This is a genomic window from Streptomyces sp. JN8 (assembly GCF_055808075.1).
The window spans coordinates 4192498-4210478 of record NZ_CM147852.1; the positions used below are offsets into that span (position 1 = coordinate 4192498).

Sequence of the window (17981 nt, forward strand, 5' to 3'; positions counted from 1 at the left end):
GCCATGACCTACCGCGTCTGCTTCGTCTGCACCGGCAACATCTGCCGCTCGCCGATGGCCGAGCACGTCTTCCGCAGGCACGTGGACGACGCCGGCCTCGGCGCACGGGTGGAGGTCGACAGTGCCGGGACGGGAGGCTGGCACGAGGGCGACGGCGCCGACCACCGCACGGTCGCCGTCCTCGACGAGAACGGCTACACCTCGGCGCACACCGCCCGGCAGTTCCGCGCCTCCTGGTTCCCCGCCCTCGACCTGGTGATCGCCCTGGACGAAGGGCACCTGCGCGACCTGCGCCGACTCGCCCGCACGCCCGAGGAGGCGGCGCGGGTACGACTGCTGCGCTCCTACGACCCCGCCGCGGGGGACGCACTCGACGTCCCCGACCCTTACTACGGCGACCGCGAGGGCTTCGAGGAGTGCCTGGAGATGGTGGAGGCGGCGAGCGCGGGACTGCTCGCCGCCGTCCGCCGCGAACTGGAGGAACGGACACCGTGACCGACAAGCACTACGGCGACGGCACCCGCGCGGTCCGGGCGGGGCTGCCCGAACCCGTGAAGTACGAACCGACCCTGCCGGGGCCGGTCTTCGCCGCGCACTTCCACCTGCCGGGCGAGCCGACCGGCGGATACGCGTACGGCCGCGACGAGAACCCGACGTGGACCCATCTGGAACGGGCGATCGGCGAGCTGGAGGCACCGGGGGAGCAGGACGTCGAGACGCTGGTCTTCGCCTCGGGCATGGCCGCGATCTCCGCCGTCCTCCTCTCCCAGCTGAGGACGGGCGACGCCGTGGTGGTCCCCGACGACGGCTACCAGGCCCTGCCCCTGCTGCACGAGCAGCTGAGGGCGTACGGCATCGAGGTCCGCACCGCGCCCACCCGCGACGACGGCCAGCTCTCCGTCCTCGAAGGGGCCCGGCTGCTGTGGATCGAGACCCCGTCCAACCCCGGGCTCGACGTCTGCGACATCCGCCGGCTGGTGCGCGAGGCGCATGCCGCGGGGGTGCTCGTCGCCGTCGACAACACCCTGGCCACACCGCTCGGCCAGCGTCCCCTCGAACTGGGCGCGGACTTCTCCGTCGCCAGCGACACCAAGGGACTGACCGGGCACGGCGACATCCTGCTCGGCCACGTCAGCTGCCGTGACCCCGAGCGGGCCGCGGAGGTGCGCCGCTGGCGCAAGGTCGTCGGCGCGATCCCCGGCCCGATGGAGGCCTGGCTCGCGCACCGTTCGCTCGCCACGCTGCAGCTGCGGATCGACCGCCAGTGCTCCACCGCGCTCGCGCTCGCTCAGGCCCTCGCGGCGCGCGCGGACGTGACCGGGCTGCGCCACCCCGGGCTGCCGGACGACCCCTCGCACGCGGTGGCCGCCCGGCAGATGCGGCGCTTCGGGTCGGTCGTCTCCTTCGAACTGGCGGACCGCAAGCGGGCCGACCGGTTCCTGGAGGAGCTGAGGATCGTGGACGACGCGACCAGCTTCGGCGGTGTGCGCTCCACGGCGGAGCGGCGCGGGCGCTGGGGCGGCGACGCGGTGGCGGAGGGTTTCGTCCGCTTCTCGGTGGGGGCCGAGGACCCGGAGGACCTCATCGCCGACGTGTTGCGGGCCCTCGACGAGGCCGGGGCGTAAGCCCGTCCGCGAACGGTCGGGAGCCGTCGGGAGCGGCCGGGACCGGTTTCCGGCCAGGCGACGGAGCCTGCCGGAACACGGTCCGCACCGGCCCCGCCGCACGGAACGAGACGCTCCGAGCCTCCCCCCTCGTGGCTCGGAACGCCTCGGTTCCACGCGCGGAGACCGCCTGAACAAGGCTAGTTGACTGTGCGTCAGTGTCCAATCACGGTAGCGACAGAGACCTATCGACTTATTTATAGTTGGACGGTCCTGAGGCGCAGTCAGCCGACCGCGTGAGTCCAACGGCCGCACGGCCGGGAGGGGGCGACCATGGATCTGGCCCTGCTGCGCACCTTCGTCACGGTGCACCGGGCCGGCTCCTTCACGCGCGCCGCCGCGCTTCTCGGGCTCTCCCAGCCGGCCGTCACGAGCCAGATCCGGACCCTCGAACGCCAGCTCGGCCGCCCCCTCTTCCTCCGGCAGGCCCGCGGCGTCACCCCGACCACCATCGGCGACGAGCTCGCGCACCGCGCCGCTCCCCATCTGGACGCCCTCGTCGAGATCGCCGGAACCGGCGCCGACGAGGAGAGCGGGGTCCGCACCCTCCATGTCGCCGGGCCCCCGGAGTTCACCGCACTACGCGTCCTGCCCGCCCTCACCCCGCTGGTCGGCCAGGGCCTGGCCGTGAGGGCGTCGTTCCTCGGCAACACCGAGGAGATCCTCGACGGGCTCGCCGCCGGGCACCACGACCTGGCCGTCGCCACCGCCCGGCCCCGGGGCGGTCTGCTCGCCTCCACCCCGCTCTGCGACGAGGAGTACGTCCTGGTCGCCGCCCCGCGCTGGGCGGCCCGCCTCTCCCCCGAGGTCCTGCTCCGCAAGGGCGCGGTGGTCCTGGAGCAGCTGCCGGTGGTCGAGGTCCACGAATCGCTGCCCTTCGTCGCCCGCTACTGGGCGAGCGTCTTCGAGACCAAGCCGGCGGTCGCCGCGACCGTGATCGCCCCCGATCTCCGTGCCGTCCGCGAGTCCGCGGCCTCCGGCGCGGGGCTCGCGGTCCTTCCCCGGTATCTCTGCGAGGACGCCCTGGAGCAGGGACGGCTCGTGGCCCTGCTCGACCCGCCGGTCCCCCCGCTGCGGACGTACTTCCTGGTCGTACGGACCGGAACGCTCGCGCTGGCCCCCCTCGCACGGGCCCACGAGGAGTTGCTCAGGGCGGCGGGGGACTGGTGAGCCCCGGCGGGGGAGCCGAAGGGGGCGGCGGGGGGCCGCGTCGTTCCGCGGGGGAGCCGCTCGGTTCCCCGGGCGCCGGTGAGTCTGCGCCGGGAACGCGTTTCAGGACACCCCGGACGGGCCATTTTCTCCCCATGAACGAACGGCCCACGACCGAACGACCCGTGATCAAGCGCACCGCCCGCGCCATCCTGCTCGACGGGGACGACCTCATCCTCATCAAGCGCACCAAGCCGGGCATGGATCCCTACTGGGTCACGCCCGGCGGCGGCGTGGAACCCACCGACGCGACCGTCGTCGAGGCCCTGCACCGCGAGGTCCACGAGGAGCTCGGCGCGAAGGTCGTCGACGTGGTGCCCTGCTTCGTCGACACCATGGAGCACATCGTCGACGGCGGGGTCTCCGGGGTGAAGGTCCAGCACTTCTTCGTGTGCCGGCTGGACTCCATGGACACCTCGCTGCGGCACGGCCCCGAGATGGACGAACCCGTCGGGGAGTACGAGATCGTGCGGGTGCCCTTCAGCCGGGTCGGCATCGCCGCCGTGCACCTCGTCCCGCTCTCCCTGCGCCACTACCTCGACGGCAACATCGAGGGTGTCCGCGCCATGCACGCGCCCGACCTGGGCTGATCGTCGGCCGGCGGGGCCAGTTCGGCGAGGAAGTCGTGCCGGATGCGCTCCGCCGGGACCCCCGCCCCCCGCAGCGCGTCCACCCCGCGGCGCACCATCCCGAGCGGCCCCGAGAGGTAGGCGTCGCGTTCGCTCCAGGAGCCGTAGCGGCACACCGCCTCCGGCAGCCGCCCCTGCTCCTCCGTGACCGGGTGGACGGAGAGCCAGGGAAAGGTCTTCTGGAGCCGCAGCATCGTGTCGATGTCGTAGAGGTCGTGGCCGCTCTTGGCCCCGTAGAAGACGTCGACCGGACGCCGGTCCCCGTGCTCGGCGACGTCCTCCACCAGGGCCTTGATCGGGGCTATCCCGGTGCCCCCGCCGACACAGAGCAGGCCGGTGTCCGTGTCGTGGTCGACGGTCATCGACCCGGCCGGCGGACCGAGGCGCAGGACGTCCCCGGGGCGCGCCCGGTGCACCAGCGCGTTGGACACCCAGCCCGCGGGGACCGCCTTCACGTGGAGCGAGAGCAGCCCGTCCGGGCGGGGCGCCGAGGCGAACGAGTAGTGCCGCCATATCCGCGGCCACCACGGGGTCTCCAGCGTCGTGTACTGGCCCGCCAGGAAGGGGTACGGCTGGTCGGGGCGGAGCGTGATGACGGCGATGTCCGAGGTCCGCAGATCGTGGGAGACCACCTCCGCCCGCCACCAGGCGGGCGCCGAGAGCTCGTCCTCGGCCGCCGCGTCGATCATGATCTGGGAGATCGTCGTGTACGTCCGGACCCAGGCCGCCTGTGACGCCTCGTCCCAGGTCGTCGTCGCGTACCGGGCGAGCGCGCCGATGAGGGCCTCGCCGACGGCCGGGTAGTGGGTGGCGTGGGTGCCGTACTTGCGATGCCCCCTGCCGAGGTTCTGCAGGTAGGCGGTGAGCACCGGAGCGTCGTCCATGTGCTCCGCCGCGGTGAGCAGCGCCTTCAGGAGGCGGTCCCGCTGGGTGTCCATGGCCGCGGGGAACATCTCGCGCAGCCCCGGGTTCCCCAGGAAGAGCAGGGCGTAGAAGTACGAGGTCACCCGGTCGGCGACCGGTGCGATCTCGGTGAGGGTGCGGCGGACGAGTACCGCGTCCGCGGAGGGTTCCGCCGCTATCCGGGGCTCGTGTCCGCCCTCTCTCGGACGGCGGGGCCCGTTTCCGTCCCCCGCCGGGCGCTCCGGCCCGTCCTCGTCCTCCGGCGCCCTCGTGGTGGTCGGAGCATCCATCATGTGCCTCGCCCTCGCGCTGGCCGGCTTCCGTGGACGCAGCATGACCCCTCCGACCGGCGTCGCGGAGGGAAAGCGGCGTTCTCGGGCCAAAGGGCGGGGTTTCTGACTAAGCTGCGCTGTTTCGGACCAAGGCATAGGCCTCGCGCAGATCGCCTCCCGTGTAGGTGCGGCGGGCGAGCCCGGCAAGGTGGTGGTCCGCGTTCACCGCCACCGTCTCCGGCACGATCGCGAACAGCTCCGCGTCGGACATCGAGTCCCCGTAGGCGACGCAGTGGGCCGGGTCCACTCCGTACTCGGCGCAGAGCTCCCCCGCGATCCGCACCTTGGCCCGCGCGTTCAGGATGCCCGGTCGGTGCACCGGCTCGGTGAAGGGCACGGCGGGCCAGCGCGAGCCGTGCACCGCGTCGGCGCCCCAGTCGAGAAGCCGCTCGACGAAGAAGTCGGGAGAGAGGGAGATGACCGCGCAGAGGTCACCGCGGTCCCGGATGTCCGCCCATACCTCGCGGATGCCCAGCAGCCAGGGGGCCCCGTCGAAGGCCGCCGCGACCTGTTCCACGGTGAGCGCGGACCACAGCTCGCGGGCCCGGACGGCGAACTCGTCCGGGGTGAGCCCCTGGAGGAAGCCCTTCTCCAGGGCGGCGATCTCCTCGTCGACCCCCAGCTGGCGCGAGATCTCCACCGCCGCGGCCGAGCCCCGGATCAGGGTGCCGTCGAGGTCGAAGAGATGCAGGCGCTGTGGTCGCGGTTTCACGTGAAACATCGTCTCCGGCCTCCGTGCCGGAGGCAACGCCCCCAACGGCCGACCGCCGCCCGTGGTCGGTCGGCTCCGGTAAAGCGGTGGACGCGAGATCACCCCGTCGGCCAGCCTGACTCCATGCCGATCTCCCCCACGTCGCTCTCCCAGCTCCCCATCCGGCGCCTCACCGTGGACGACCTCCTCGCCTGCGCCGACCTCTCCGAGAACCGGAGCTGGCCGCGCGAGGAGCACAAGTGGGGCCTCCTGCTCAGCGCCGGCACCGGCTACGGCATCGACGACCCGTCGGGTTCCGGGCTGATCAGCTGTGCCGTGGTCACCTCGTACGGCCCGGGGCTCGCCGCCATCGGCATGGTCCTCGTCGCCGAGGAGTACGCGCGCCAGGGCGTGGGACGCCGCCTCATGGAGCATGTGCTCTCGGAATCCGGGGACACCCCGCTCACCCTGCACGCGACACCGAACGGGCAGCCCCTGTACGAGCAGCTGGGCTTCGCCCGGACGGGCCGCGCGGAGATGGTGCGCGGCCGCTTCACCTTCGCCGCACCCGCGCCGGCCGTTCCGGTCCGCCCGGCGACGGCCGAGGACCTCCAGGCGATCCTCCGTCTCGACCGCGAGGTCTTCGGTCTCGACCGGACCCACATGATCACCCGACTCCCCGCGTTCGCCGACCACCTCCGGGTGGCCGAGGAGAACGGCGAGATCACCGGCTTCGCGGCGGCCTGGCCCAACATGGACACCCATGTCGTCGGACCGCTGATCGCCCGGGACACCGCCACCGCCCAGGCCCTGATCGCCTCGCTCGCTGCCGCGGGCGACCGGCCGCTGCGGACGGACATCGACGTGCGCCACTCGGAATTGCTGAGCTGGGTGAAGGAGAACGGCCTCGCCCCGATCGCCTTCAACGCGGTGATGGTCCACTCCCTCCCCGACCTGCCCGGCGACTGGACCCGCCGCTTCGCCCCGCTGACCGTCGCCGCCGGGTAGCCGGGCGCGGCGGGAGGCCGGGCGGGCGGGAGGCCGGGCTGGCGGGAGGCCGGGCGGGCGGGAGGCCCGACCTCCCCCATTTACTTGCACACGCGCATTATTGCGTCGCATCGTTTATCCTGGTCGAGAACCACTCCGGTGCCGAGGAGAGACCGAGGAGAGACCATGACCGCGACGGACCCCGCACTCACCGCGCTCTCCCAGCGCTGGTGCGCCCTCTCCCTCCTGCACGGCAGGATCGAGACGCACATCGAGCGTGCCCTGGAGTCCCGCCACGGTCTGAGCGTGCGCGAGTACTCGCTGCTCGACGTCCTCAGCCGCCAGCACAGCGGTCCGGGCGGGCACCTCCAGATGAAGCAGGTCGCCGACGCCGTCGTCCTCAGCCAGAGCGCCACCACCCGGCTGGTCACCCGGCTGGAGGACAGGGGCCTGCTCACCCGCTACCTCTGCGCCACCGACCGGCGCGGCATCTACACCGATGTCACCGAGGCGGGCCAGAAGCTCCTGGCGGAGGCCAGGCCCACCAACGACAGCGCGCTGCGCGAGGCCCTCGACGAGGCCGCCAAGAACCCGGAGCTCGCCCCGCTGGTCCAGGTCGTCGAGGGCGTGGGCGTCCCCGCCTGAGCCGGCGAACACCCCGCACGGCCACCGGCGCCCGGCCGCCCGACGATCCCCCGCCGACCGAGGGGCGTCGTACGCTGCGGGGCATGAGCGATCTTGAGATACGCCCCGCCACCACGGAGGACATCGCCCCCATCGTCGCGATGCTCGCCGACGACCCCCTGGGCGCGCAGCGCGAATCCCCCGACGACCTCGGCCCGTACCTCGCGGCCTTCGAACGTCTGGTGGACGATCCGCAGCAGCACGTCGTCGTGGCCACTCGCGCGGACAAGGTCGTCGGCACGCTCCAGCTGACGATCATCCCGGGCCTCTCCCGTCGGGGCGCGACCCGTTCGATCATCGAGGGCGTCCGCATCCACGCCGACGAGCGCGGCAGCGGTCTGGGCACCCGTCTGATCGAGTGGGCCGTCGAGGAGTCCGGCCGCCAGGGCTGTCGGCTCGTCCAGCTGACCTCCGACGTCACCCGCACCGATGCCCACCGCTTCTACGAGCGGCTCGGCTTCGAGGCCTCCCACCTGGGCTTCAAGAAGAGCCTCTGAGGCGGAGCCCTCGCCGCCGAGAGTGCGCCGGGGCCGGGTCCCGGCGCGCCTCCAGGCGTGTTTCACGTGAAACACCACAGAACGGGTCCCCTACGAGTCGGCCGGACCGCCGTCACGTACGGCGCCCCGAGGCCTCAGAGCCCGCGCCAGCCCTCCCCGTCCACACCACCGGGCACCGCGTCCCCAGGCGCGTACGGCTCCCGCGTGAAGACGAAGGAGCCGAGGTCGAGATGGCTCACGCTGCCGTCCGCGCGCCGCACCGCCCGGAGCGTCTCGCCCTCGTAGTAGCCGTTGAGCCCGATCCAGCCCCCCTCGGGCAGCGCCCGGAAGCGGGCCCGCCGTCCGGCACCCCGCAGGGGTTCGAGCACCACACCGCGCTCGGGGCCGATCCGGAGCCCGTAGGCGTACGTGCCCCAGTACCAGGGGCCCGCCAGGGCCAGCAGCTCCTCGTCGACCTCGGCCGCCGGAAGCGGCCGCCAGGGCTCCGGAAAGCGCGGCTCGGCCTCCGCCACGATCCGGACGAGATCGGCGGCCACAGCCCCCGCCAGAGGCCCCGAAGTGGCATTGGCGAGCGCGATCGCCGCGACCCCGTCCTTCACGCTCACCCAGAGGGCGGCGACGAAGCCCGGCAGCGAGCCGGAGTGACCGATCAAGGTACGGCCGTCCCTGCGGACCAGCTGCAGACCGAGCCCGTAACTCCCCTCCCAGTCGCCCTCGCCGGGCGCGGCGGCCGGGGCCCGCATCTCCGCCACGGTCGACGCCGCGAGCACCCGCTCGTCTCCGGCCGCGAGGAACACGGCGAAACGGGCGAGGTCAGCGGCCGTCGACCAGAGCTGTCCGGCCGGCGCCATCAGCCCGAGGTCCTCGGACGGCTCCGGCAGCATCACGTCGGCCCACGGGTGCACCGCCCAACCGCCCGCGTGCGGGGCGACCGGATCCGATGTCGTGCGGTCCATCCCGAGCGGCTCCAGGATCTCGCGCCGCAGCGCCTCCTCCCAGGGCACCCCGCGCACGGCCTCGACCAGCGAACCGAGGAGCGTGTAGCCGGGGTTGGAGTAGTGGTGACGCCGCCCGGGGGCCTGCCGGAAGGGCTCCTCCCCCAGGACGTCGGAGAGCTCCGGCCGGAGCTCCGCGGAGGAACGCTCCCACCACAGCCCCGGCGTCTCGGCCGCGAGACCGGCGCTGTGCCCGAGGAGCTGAGCGATCGTCACGGCCCCCACACCCGTGCCCTTGAGATGCCGCTCCAGCGGATCGTCCAGGCCCAGGAGCCCCTCGTCCCGCAGCCTCATCACCAGCACGGCCGTGAACACCTTGGTGATCGACCCGATCCTGAACTGGGTGTCGGCGTCCGGCGCGTGTCCGTCCACGCAACTGCGGAAGCCGCTCCACACCAGCGCTCCCTCACGCACCACCGCTCCTACGAAGGAGGGCGCCCGCCCCTCGGACTGGGCCACCGCGACACGGTGCAGGAGTGCCCGCTCGGTACCGGGCAGCAGGGATTCGAAAGTTGTCGTCATGGACCCCATCCAACGTGATCCCCCGGACGGACGGCGTGCCGCGGCGCACCGATCAGTTTCCGGCGCCGCGTCGGTCCGTACTCGGAAGACCCCCGCACGGAAGGCTGGCGCCATGCGAAAACTGATCTACGGCATGAACGTGACCCTGGACGGCTACATCGCCGCGCCCGGCGACGACATCGGCTGGAGCGTGCCGAGCGACGAGCTGTTCCAGTTCTGGTCCGACCAGCTGGAGGCGACCGAACTGACCCTGTACGGGCGCAAGCTGTGGGAGACGATGAGCTCCTACTGGCCGACCGGCGACCAGCAGCCCGGAGCGACTCCGGCGGAGATCGAGTTCGCGCGGCGCTGGCGGGACATGGAGAAGGTGGTGTTCTCCTCGACGATCGACCGGGTCGACTGGAACAGCCGACTGGTCACCGGCGACGCGGTCGCCGAGATCGCCCGGCTCAAGGCCGAGGACGGCGGCCCGATGGACATCGGCGGTGCGACGCTCGCCGGCGCGGCCATGCGGGCCGGCCTCGTCGACGAGTACGTCCTGGCCACCGCCCCGGTCCTGGCGGGCGGCGGAACGCCGTTCTTCTCCGCACTGGACCACTGGTCGAACCTCGACCTCCTGGAGACCCGCCCCCTCCCCGGCGGCGTGATCCTGACCCGATACGCAACGAAGCGCTGAGCAGCCGTCGCGGCACACGGCCCGGACAGCCCGGTCCCGCCTCGCGCGGGCGCGGTCAGGTCTGGGCCATGTCCACGAAGCGGGAGTAGTGGCCCTGGAAGGCCACGGTGATCGTGGCCGTGGGGCCGTTACGGTGCTTGCCGACGATGATGTCGGCCTCGCCGGCGCGCGGGGACTCCTTCTCGTAGGCGTCCTCGCGGTGCAGCAGGATGACCATGTCCGCGTCCTGCTCGATCGAGCCGGACTCACGCAGGTCGGAGACCATCGGCTTCTTGTCGGTGCGCTGTTCGGGACCACGGTTCAGCTGCGAGAGCGCGATGACCGGCAGTTCCAGCTCCTTGGCCAGCAGCTTCAGGTTTCGCGACATGTCGGAGACCTCTTGCTGACGGCTCTCCTGCCGCTTCGAACCGCCGGACTGCATCAGCTGCAGGTAGTCGATGATGACGAGCTTGAGGCCGTTGCGCTGCTTGAGCCGGCGGCACTTCGCCCGGATCTCCATCATCGAGAGGTTCGGGGAGTCGTCGATGTAGAGCGGGGCCTGCGAGACGTCCGGCATCCGCCGGGCCAGCCGGGTCCAGTCCTCGTCGGTCATCGTGCCGGAGCGCATGTGGTGCAGCGCGACCCGGGCCTCCGCCGAGAGCAGACGCATCGCGATCTCGTTGCGGCCCATCTCGAGGGAGAAGATGACGCTGGGCAGGTTGTTCTTGATGGATGCCGCACGGGCGAAGTCCAGGGCCAGGGTCGACTTACCCATGGCAGGGCGGGCCGCAATGATGATCATCTGGCCCGGGTGCAGACCGTTGGTGAGCGAGTCCAGGTCGGTGAACCCGGTGGGCACACCGGTCATCTCACCGCTGCGGGAGCCGATCGCCTCGATCTCGTCGAGCGCCCCCTCCATGATGTCGCCGAGCGGCAGGTAGTCCTCGGTGGTCCGCTGCTCGGTGACCGCGTAGATCTCGGCCTGGGCCGAGTTCACGATCTCGTCGACGTCCCCGTCGGCCGCGTAGCCCATCTGCGTGATCTTGGTGCCGGCCTCGACCAGGCGCCGCAGGACGGCCCGCTCGTGGACGATCTCCGCGTAGTACGAGGCGTTGGCCGCGGTCGGTACCGACTGGACCAGGGTGTGCAGGTAGGAGGCCCCGCCGACACGGGTGATCTCGCCGCGCTTGGTGAGCTCGGCGCCGACGGTGATGGGGTCGGCCGGCTCGCCCTTGGCGTAGAGGTCGAGGATGGCCGCGTAGACAGTCTCGTGGGCCGGCTTGTAGAAGTCGTGACCCTTGATGATCTCCACGACGTCCGCGATGGCGTCCTTGGAGAGCAGCATGCCGCCGAGGACGGACTGCTCGGCGTCCAGGTCCTGCGGGGGGACGCGCTCGAAGCCGGAGAGCCCGCCGTCCCACGGTCCGCCCTCGCCGCCGCGCTCGTGCTGGTCGTCCCGTCCGCGGCCGCGGCCGCGTCCCTCGCCCCGGGTACGGGTGGGCAGTCGGTCGCTCGGTCCGCCGTCGGCCCAAGGGTCGTCCATGGGCTCGGGAATGCTCACCAAGCACCTCCTCCCGTCCGCTCCGCGGACCTCGCCGTGCCACTCTTTCTTACGCCACGGGCTTGATCAACGAGTGGCTTTGCGACCGCTTCTGGCGCGTCGGGCGCCGGACCACGGTAGGCCCGTCGGAGGCGTCAGCCAATCTGGTTATCCACAGGCCCTGTGGGTGAAGGCCCTCAGTCTGTGGAGAACTCGCCGGAACCTGTGCACGGACCGGGGGACAGCCATGTGGACAAACTCATAGACCCCCCGCCGTCACGGCTCTGAGCTGGGACTTTCCCATCCACGGGCTGTGGGGGAGAAAAACTTCTACCCCTGGACCAAGATCAGAACAAACGACCCACACCCGAAGCACCTTGCCCGCCAGAAGTAAGGATCACAGATGCATTGCATCTCTTACCTGTGGAAGATTAGATTGACCCCATGACCCAGGCCCCCGCGACACCTAAGGCCGTCCGCCGGCAGCACGACCGCGAGATCGTCTCCCTCGCCCTGCCGGCCTTCGGCGCGCTCGTCGCCGAGCCGCTCTTCCTCATGGTCGACAGCGCCATCGTCGGCCACCTCGGCACCCCCCAGCTCGCGGGTCTCGCGATCGCCGCCGCCCTGCTCTCCACCGCCGTCAGCGTCTTCGTCTTCCTCGCCTACGCCACCACGGCCGCCGTCTCCCGCCGTGTCGGCGCCGGAGACCTCCCGGCCGCGATCCGGCAGGGCATGGACGGCATCTGGCTCGCCCTTCTCCTCGGCCTCGCGGTGGTCGCCCTGACCCTGCCCACAGCGCCCTGGCTCGTGGACCTCTTCGGCGCCTCCGACACCGCGACACCCCACGCTGTCACCTACCTCAGGATCTCCAGCTTCGGCATCCCCGCCATGCTGGTGGTGCTGGCCGCCACCGGCGTCCTCCGCGGCCTCCAGGACACCCGTACGCCGCTCTACGTGGCCATCGGCGGCTTCGCAGCCAACGGCGCCCTCAACGTGGGCCTCGTCTACGGAGCCGGTCTCGGCATCGCCGGATCCGCGTGGGGCACCGTGATCGCCCAGTGCGGCATGGCCGTCGCCTACCTCGTCGTGGTCGTACGGGGCGCCCGGCGCCATGGAGCCTCCCTCCGCCCCGACGCGGCCGGCATACGCGCCTCCGCCCAGGCCGGCGTGCCGCTCCTCGTCCGTACGCTCTCGCTCCGCGCGGTCCTGATGATCGCCACGGCCGTCGCGGCCCGCATGGGAGACGCCGAGGTGGCCGCTCACCAGATCATCCTGTCCCTGTGGTCTCTCATGGCCTTCGCCCTCGACGCGATCGCGATCGCGGGCCAGGCCATCATCGGCCGCTATCTCGGCGCGAACGACGCCGAGGGCGCCCGTCAGGTCTGCCGTCGCATGGTCCAGTGGGGCGTGGTCTCCGGTGTCGTGCTCGGCGCGCTGCTCATCGTCGCCCGCCCCCTGTTCATCCCGCTCTTCACCGGCGACACCGCCGTCCAGGACACCCTGCTGCCGGCCCTGCTCGTGGTCGCCCTCTCCCAGCCGATCTCCGGGGTCGTCTTCGTCCTCGACGGGGTCCTCATGGGCGCGGGAGACGGCCCGTATCTGGCCTGGGCGATGCTTCTGACGCTCGCCGTCTTCGCCCCGGTGGCCCTGCTGGTCCCCGCCCTGGGCGGCGGTCTGACCGCGCTCTGGTGGGCGATGACGCTGATGATGTCCGTCCGGATGGCCACACTCTGGTTCCGCTCCCGCTCGGGCCGCTGGATCGTCACCGGCGCCACACGCTGACGGTTTCACGTGAAACACCCTGTTTCACGTGAAACAGGGGCAAGGCCTCCAGAGGCTCCGCCGCAGCGGACGGCGTCCGCCACCCGTCCCGTACAACGGCGAAAGGGCCGCACCCCGAGGGGTGCGGCCCTTTCTCACTGCTCAGCGCAGAGCGCCGGCGACAGCGTTACGCGGCGACGATCTCGACGCCGAGCTTCGCGGCAACCTCGGCGTGCAGACGCACGGACACCTGGTGCGAGCCCAGGGTCTTGATCGGCGAGCCGAGCTCGACGCGACGCTTGTCGACGTCGGGGCCACCCGCAGCCTTGATCGCCGAGGCGATGTCGGCCGGGGTCACGGAGCCGAAGAGACGGCCGGCGTCGCCGGAGCGAACGGCCAGGCGCACCTTCGTGCCCTCGAGCTTGGCCTTGATCTCGTTGGCCTGCTCGATGGTCGCGATCTCGTGGATCTTGCGGGCGCGGCGGATCTGCGCCACGTCCTGCTCGCCACCCTTGGTCCAGCGGATCGCGAAACCACGCGGGACCAGGTAGTTGCGGGCGTAGCCGTCCTTGACGTCGACGACGTCGCCGGCGGTGCCGAGGCCGGAGACCTCGTGGGTCAGGATGATCTTCATTATTCGGTCACCCTTTCCTTATCGCGCGGTGGACGTGTAGGGCAGCAGCGCCATCTCACGGCTGTTCTTGACGGCCGTGGCGACGTCACGCTGGTGCTGCGTGCAGTTGCCGGTCACGCGGCGGGCACGGATCTTGCCACGGTCGGAAATGAACTTCCGCAGCATGTTCGTGTCCTTGTAGTCCACGTACTGGGTCTTGTCCTTGCAGAACGCGCAGACCTTCTTCTTAGGCTTGCGCACAGGCGGCTTCGCCATGGTGTTTCTCCTGTGTGATCAAGAATGGGGGTACGAGCTGCTTCCAGGGCGTGCCCTAGAAGGGGGGCTCGTCCGAGTAGCCGCCGCCGGAGTTTCCACCCCAGCCGCCACCGCCGCCGCCCTGCTGCTGGCCGCCGCCGCCGGAGGAGGGACCGCCGGTCGCCCACGGGTCGTCGGCGGAAGCACCGCCACCACCCTGCTGGCCACCGCCGGAGTTCCCACCCCAGCTGCCACCGCCGCCGCCGGACTGCTGACCGCCGCCGCCGTAACCACCCTGGCCGCCTCGACCGGTGGTCTTGGTGACCTTGGCCGTGGCGTTCTTGAGGCTGGGGCCGACTTCCTCGACATCCAGCTCGTAGACCGTGCGCTTGACGCCCTCACGGTCCTCATAGGACCGCTGCTTCAGCCGGCCCTGCACGACGACGCGCATGCCTCGCTGGAGCGACTCGGCGACGTTCTCCGCCGCCTGACGCCAGACCGAGCAGGTGAGGAAGAGGCTCTCGCCGTCCTTCCACTCGTTGGTCTGACGGTCGAAGGTGCGGGGGGTGGACGCGATACGGAACTTCGCGACCGCCGCACCGGACGGGGTGAAGCGCAGCTCGGGGTCGTCGACAAGATTGCCGACGACCGTGATGACGGTCTCGCCTGCCATGGGGGAACCTCTCGGCGGGATTGCTTCTGGCTGCTGTGTTGCTACTCGGATCCGATGACCACTGAGCTAGAAGCTCAGTGGGTCTCGGGGCGGAGGACCTTGGTCCGGAGGACCGACTCGTTCAGGTTGAGCTGTCGGTCGAGCTCCTTGACGACCGCAGGCTCGGCCTGCAGGTCGATGACCGAGTAGATGCCCTCGGGCTTCTTCTTGATCTCGTAGGCGAGACGACGACGGCCCCAGGTGTCGACCTTCTCGACCTTTCCGTTGCCCTCACGGACGACGGAAAGGAAGTTCTCGATCAGTGGGGAGACAGCGCGCTCCTCGAGATCGGGGTCGAGGATGACCATCACTTCGTAGTGACGCATGTGGAACCCACCTCCTTTGGACTCAGCGGCCACGGTCGTTCCGTGGCAGGAGGGTCGTGATGCGTACGCAACGGTATCGGCCACCACTGACAGTCCCCCTCGGCGAACGAGGGGCACCGCCGGGATCCAGGACGGACCAGGGCAGACACCGGTGCAGACCGTACAGAGTACCCGCTCACCGCCCTCCGGTTGAAATTCACTGGTGAGGGGACGCAATCTGTACACAACGGATGTCGGCGGCGCTACGATGCGCCGCCTTCCGGCAGCTACGCCAGGAGGTGCCCCATGGCACAGGCAATGCGACCCGACCCCGGCCACTCCCTCTTCGCCACCGACGGCAAACCGCATCCGCTCCAGGACGCCCTGGTGGGCGTGACCCTGATCCTGGGTGTCATCGCCTTCGTCACAGCCCAGTTCCACAGCCTGCACCTGCTGAGTTCCTGGACCGGGCTCATCGGCATCCTGACCGGCGCCTACGGGCAGTTCATCTCCGTGACCACCCGCGAGCGCTTCCTGCTGGTCCTCGGACTCGGCGCCTCGGCGTTCGGCTTCTACCTCGGCATGGCGCACGGCGGGCTCTTCGGCGGTGTCATCAGCTGAGCCCAGCGGCACGTCAGGGCGTACACGCCCATCCGGGGCGCTCCCCGGTCACAGTAGGCTTCGGCGCGAGAGCCGGAGCCCCTGACCGATGGGGACACACCTGCCGAGGAGCGCCCCGCATGAGCCTGACCCTGAGGACCATCAGCCGTGAGCAGCATCTGGCGTACATCCAGAGCCAGCCCGCGGCGAGCCACTGCCAGGTCCCGGCATGGGCTGATGTGAAGACGGAGTGGCGCTCGGAGAACCTCGGCTGGTTCGACAAGAGCGGCGAGCTGGTCGGCGTCGGCCTCGTCCTCTACCGCCAGCTCCCGAAGATCAAGCGCTACCTGGCCTACCTGCCCGAGGGTCCGGTCATCAACTGGCACGCGCCGAACCTCGACGACTGGCTGAACCCGATGCTGGCGCACCTCAAGCAGCAGGGCGCCTTCTCGGTGAAGATGGGCCCGCCCGTCGTCATCCGCCGCTGGGACTCGGCCGCGATCAAGTCCGGCATCCAGGACCCGGACGTGAAGCGCCTCAAGGACGTCGAGGCCACCCACATCGAGCCGCGCGCCTTCGAGGTCGCGGACCGGCTGCGGAAGATGGGCTGGCAGCAGGCCGAGGACGGCGGGGCCGGCTTCGGCGACGTGCAGCCCCGCTACGTCTTCCAGGTCCCGCTCGCGAACCGCTCGTTGGACGATGTCCTCAAGGGCTTCAACCAGCTGTGGCGCCGCAACATCAAGAAGGCCGAGAAGGCCGGCGTCGAGGTCGTCCAGGGCGGCTACGAGGACCTGGCCGAGTGGCAGCGGTTGTACGAGATCACGGCCGTCCGCGACCACTTCCGGCCGCGCCCGCTCTCGTACTTCCAGCGCATGTGGACCGTCCTCAACAGCGAGGACCCCAACCGCATGCGGCTCTACTTCGCCCGCCACAACGGCGTGAACCTCTCCGCGGCGACGATGCTCGTCGTCGGCGGCCACGTCTGGTACTCCTACGGCGCCTCCGACAACATCGGCCGTGAGGTCCGCCCCTCGAACGCGATGCAGTGGCGCATGCTGCGCGACGCCTACGCGATGGGCGCGACCGTCTACGACCTGCGGGGCATCTCCGACTCGCTCGACGAGACCGACCACCTCTTCGGACTCATCCAGTTCAAGGTGGGCACCGGCGGCGAGGCCGTCGAGTACGTCGGCGAGTGGGACTTCCCGCTGAACAAGCTGCTGCACAAGGCGCTCGACATCTACATGTCCCGTCGCTGACCCGTGCCGTGTCGCTGACGTTTCCGTAGTCTCGTACATACCTTTGACTCACCGCTGACTCACCGCTGCCATCAGAAAGGTTCCGGGCCGGCCATGGCGCTCTCCCTCTACGTCGACACCGCTCGCTGGCGGGCGCACCAGAAGAACGTCATCGACCAGTTCCCCGGTGTCATCCCGGTCTGCAAGGGCAACGGCTACGGCTTCGGCCACGAGCGCCTCGCGGACGAGGCGGCCCGGTTCGGCGCCGACATGCTCGCCGTGGGCACCACGTACGAGGCCGCGCGGATCAAGGACTGGTTCAGCGGCGACCTGCTGGTCCTCACCCCCTTCCGCCGGGGTGAGGAACCGGTTCCGCTGCCCGACCGGGTCATCCGCTCCGTGTCGTCCGTGGACGGCGTCCACGCCCTCGTGGGAGCCCGTGTCGTCATCGAGTGCATGAGCTCGATGAAGCGGCACGGGGTCCGCGAGGAGGAGCTCCAGCAGCTCCACTCCGCCATCGAGGACGTGCGCCTGGAGGGCTTCGCCCTCCACCTGCCGCTGGACCGCCCGGACGGCACCGACGCCGTCGAGGAGGTCATCGGCTGGATGGACCGGCTGCGGGCCGCGCGGCTGCCGCTCCACACCATGTTCGTCAGCCACCTGCGGGCCGAGGAGCAGGCGAGGCTCCAGCAGCAGTTCCCGCAGACCCGCTTCCGCGCCCGCATCGGCACCCGGCTCTGGCTGGGCGACCACGAGGCCACCGAGTACCGCGGGGCGGTCCTGGACGTGACCCGGGTCGCCAAGGGGGACCGGTTCGGCTACCGCCAGCAGAAGGCCGCGTCGGACGGCTGGCTGGTCGTCGTCGCCGGCGGCACCTCGCACGGTGTGGGCCTGGAGGCCCCCAAGGCCATGCACGGCGTCATGCCGCGCGCCAAGGGCGTCGCCCGTGCCGGTCTGGCCACCGTCAACCGGAACCTGTCGCCCTTCGTCTGGGCCGGGAAGCAGCGCTGGTTCGCCGAGCCGCCGCACATGCAGGTGTCGATCCTGTTCGTGCCGGCCGACGCCCAGGAGCCCCGGGTCGGCGACGAGCTCGTGGCGCACCTGCGCCACACCACGACGCAGTTCGACCGGCTCGTCGAGCGCTGAGCCGGTCGACACCCCCTGAACCCCCGGGAGCTCGGCTTCCGGG

The 17981-nt window shown here is 70.9% G+C and carries 20 protein-coding genes; 12 read left to right on the plus strand and 8 right to left on the minus strand.

The genetic code is table 11. The features are described 5' to 3' along the window. The first annotated feature begins 3 nt into the window (after positions 1–3). From ACY0MR_RS18410 to ACY0MR_RS18425, 4 genes are all read left to right on the plus strand, one after another. Positions 4–495 carry a low molecular weight protein-tyrosine-phosphatase gene (locus tag ACY0MR_RS18410; protein ID WP_392866862.1) on the plus strand — a complete coding sequence of 164 codons (492 nt, stop codon included), beginning with the start codon at positions 4–6 and terminating at the stop codon, positions 493–495. Next, a complete protein-coding gene (locus ACY0MR_RS18415; protein WP_473554135.1) occupies positions 492–1625 on the plus strand; it encodes a cystathionine gamma-lyase in 1134 nt (377 codons plus the stop codon). The genes ACY0MR_RS18410 and ACY0MR_RS18415 overlap by 4 nt, the downstream gene beginning before the upstream one ends. A gap of 312 nt (positions 1626–1937) precedes the next feature. Then, the gene (locus ACY0MR_RS18420) at positions 1938–2834 is read left to right on the plus strand and encodes a LysR family transcriptional regulator (RefSeq protein ID WP_361859764.1); all 897 of its coding nucleotides are present in this window, start codon (positions 1938–1940) and stop codon (positions 2832–2834) included. A 134-nt stretch (positions 2835–2968) separates the two neighbouring features. Next, on the plus strand, positions 2969–3463 hold the full coding sequence (locus ACY0MR_RS18425) for an NUDIX hydrolase (RefSeq protein ID WP_361859761.1): 495 nt from the start codon (positions 2969–2971) through the stop codon (positions 3461–3463). On the opposite strand, the gene ACY0MR_RS18430 is transcribed toward ACY0MR_RS18425, so the two are convergent. Both ACY0MR_RS18430 and ACY0MR_RS18435 read right to left on the minus strand, forming a co-directional pair. Further along, a complete protein-coding gene (locus ACY0MR_RS18430) occupies positions 3406–4695 on the minus strand; it encodes a globin domain-containing protein (RefSeq protein ID WP_388801224.1) in 1290 nt (429 codons plus the stop codon). The two genes, ACY0MR_RS18425 and ACY0MR_RS18430, sit on opposite strands and share 58 nt — an antisense overlap. 109 nt (positions 4696–4804) lie before the next feature. Further along, the gene (locus ACY0MR_RS18435; protein WP_388800797.1) at positions 4805–5458 is read right to left on the minus strand and encodes an HAD family hydrolase; all 654 of its coding nucleotides are present in this window, start codon (positions 5456–5458) and stop codon (positions 4805–4807) included. Positions 5459–5572: 114 nt separating this feature from the next. On the opposite strand from ACY0MR_RS18435, the gene ACY0MR_RS18440 reads away from it, so the two are divergent. The 3 genes from ACY0MR_RS18440 (at position 5573) to ACY0MR_RS18450 (ending at position 7596) form a co-directional block, all read left to right on the plus strand. Continuing rightward, complete coding sequence (locus tag ACY0MR_RS18440) at positions 5573–6436, plus strand: GNAT family N-acetyltransferase (protein ID WP_361855337.1); 864 nt, start codon at positions 5573–5575, stop codon at positions 6434–6436. A 165-nt stretch (positions 6437–6601) separates the two neighbouring features. Next, on the plus strand, positions 6602–7060 hold the full coding sequence (locus ACY0MR_RS18445) for a MarR family winged helix-turn-helix transcriptional regulator (protein ID WP_361855334.1): 459 nt from the start codon (positions 6602–6604) through the stop codon (positions 7058–7060). Positions 7061–7143: 83 nt separating this feature from the next. After that, positions 7144–7596: a GNAT family N-acetyltransferase gene (locus ACY0MR_RS18450; RefSeq protein WP_388800793.1), complete on the plus strand. Its 453-nt coding sequence runs from the start codon at positions 7144–7146 to the stop codon at positions 7594–7596. A 134-nt stretch (positions 7597–7730) separates the two neighbouring features. Here the strand turns inward: ACY0MR_RS18450 and ACY0MR_RS18455 are convergent, their stop codons facing one another. Next, positions 7731–9113, minus strand: a complete 1383-nt coding sequence (locus ACY0MR_RS18455) for a serine hydrolase domain-containing protein (protein WP_473554140.1) — start codon at positions 9111–9113, stop codon at positions 7731–7733. Positions 9114–9225: 112 nt separating this feature from the next. On the opposite strand from ACY0MR_RS18455, the gene ACY0MR_RS18460 reads away from it, so the two are divergent. Next, on the plus strand, positions 9226–9789 hold the full coding sequence (locus ACY0MR_RS18460; RefSeq protein ID WP_473554142.1) for a dihydrofolate reductase family protein: 564 nt from the start codon (positions 9226–9228) through the stop codon (positions 9787–9789). 55 nt (positions 9790–9844) lie between these two features. On the opposite strand, the gene dnaB is transcribed toward ACY0MR_RS18460, so the two are convergent. Beyond that, the gene (gene dnaB / locus ACY0MR_RS18465) at positions 9845–11329 is read right to left on the minus strand and encodes a replicative DNA helicase (RefSeq protein ID WP_388800777.1); all 1485 of its coding nucleotides are present in this window, start codon (positions 11327–11329) and stop codon (positions 9845–9847) included. A gap of 423 nt (positions 11330–11752) precedes the next feature. Between dnaB and ACY0MR_RS18470 the strand changes: the two genes are divergently transcribed. Beyond that, on the plus strand, positions 11753–13090 hold the full coding sequence (locus ACY0MR_RS18470; protein ID WP_388800774.1) for an MATE family efflux transporter: 1338 nt from the start codon (positions 11753–11755) through the stop codon (positions 13088–13090). Positions 13091–13256: 166 nt separating this feature from the next. Here ACY0MR_RS18470 and rplI read toward each other — a convergent pair whose 3' ends face one another. From rplI to rpsF, 4 genes are all read right to left on the minus strand, one after another. Beyond that, a complete protein-coding gene (rplI, locus tag ACY0MR_RS18475) occupies positions 13257–13703 on the minus strand; it encodes a 50S ribosomal protein L9 (protein ID WP_361855318.1) in 447 nt (148 codons plus the stop codon). An 18-nt stretch (positions 13704–13721) separates the two neighbouring features. Further along, positions 13722–13958, minus strand: a complete 237-nt coding sequence (gene rpsR, locus ACY0MR_RS18480; protein WP_003967857.1) for a 30S ribosomal protein S18 — start codon at positions 13956–13958, stop codon at positions 13722–13724. Positions 13959–14013: 55 nt separating this feature from the next. Continuing rightward, positions 14014–14610 carry a single-stranded DNA-binding protein gene (locus ACY0MR_RS18485; RefSeq protein WP_473554153.1) on the minus strand — a complete coding sequence of 199 codons (597 nt, stop codon included), beginning with the start codon at positions 14608–14610 and terminating at the stop codon, positions 14014–14016. A gap of 74 nt (positions 14611–14684) precedes the next feature. Beyond that, a complete protein-coding gene (rpsF, locus tag ACY0MR_RS18490; RefSeq protein ID WP_015034882.1) occupies positions 14685–14975 on the minus strand; it encodes a 30S ribosomal protein S6 in 291 nt (96 codons plus the stop codon). Positions 14976–15260: 285 nt separating this feature from the next. Here rpsF and ACY0MR_RS18495 point away from each other — a divergent pair, with 285 nt between their 5' ends. The 3 genes from ACY0MR_RS18495 (at position 15261) to ACY0MR_RS18505 (ending at position 17938) form a co-directional block, all read left to right on the plus strand. Next, positions 15261–15575, plus strand: coding sequence for a hypothetical protein (locus ACY0MR_RS18495; RefSeq protein ID WP_361855312.1), 315 nt, complete (start codon positions 15261–15263; stop codon positions 15573–15575). A 119-nt stretch (positions 15576–15694) separates the two neighbouring features. After that, the gene (locus ACY0MR_RS18500) at positions 15695–16813 is read left to right on the plus strand and encodes a lipid II:glycine glycyltransferase FemX (protein ID WP_231073246.1); all 1119 of its coding nucleotides are present in this window, start codon (positions 15695–15697) and stop codon (positions 16811–16813) included. Between the two features lie 93 nt (positions 16814–16906). Beyond that, the gene (locus tag ACY0MR_RS18505; protein ID WP_361855309.1) at positions 16907–17938 is read left to right on the plus strand and encodes an alanine racemase; all 1032 of its coding nucleotides are present in this window, start codon (positions 16907–16909) and stop codon (positions 17936–17938) included. Positions 17939–17981: the final 43 nt, after the last annotated feature.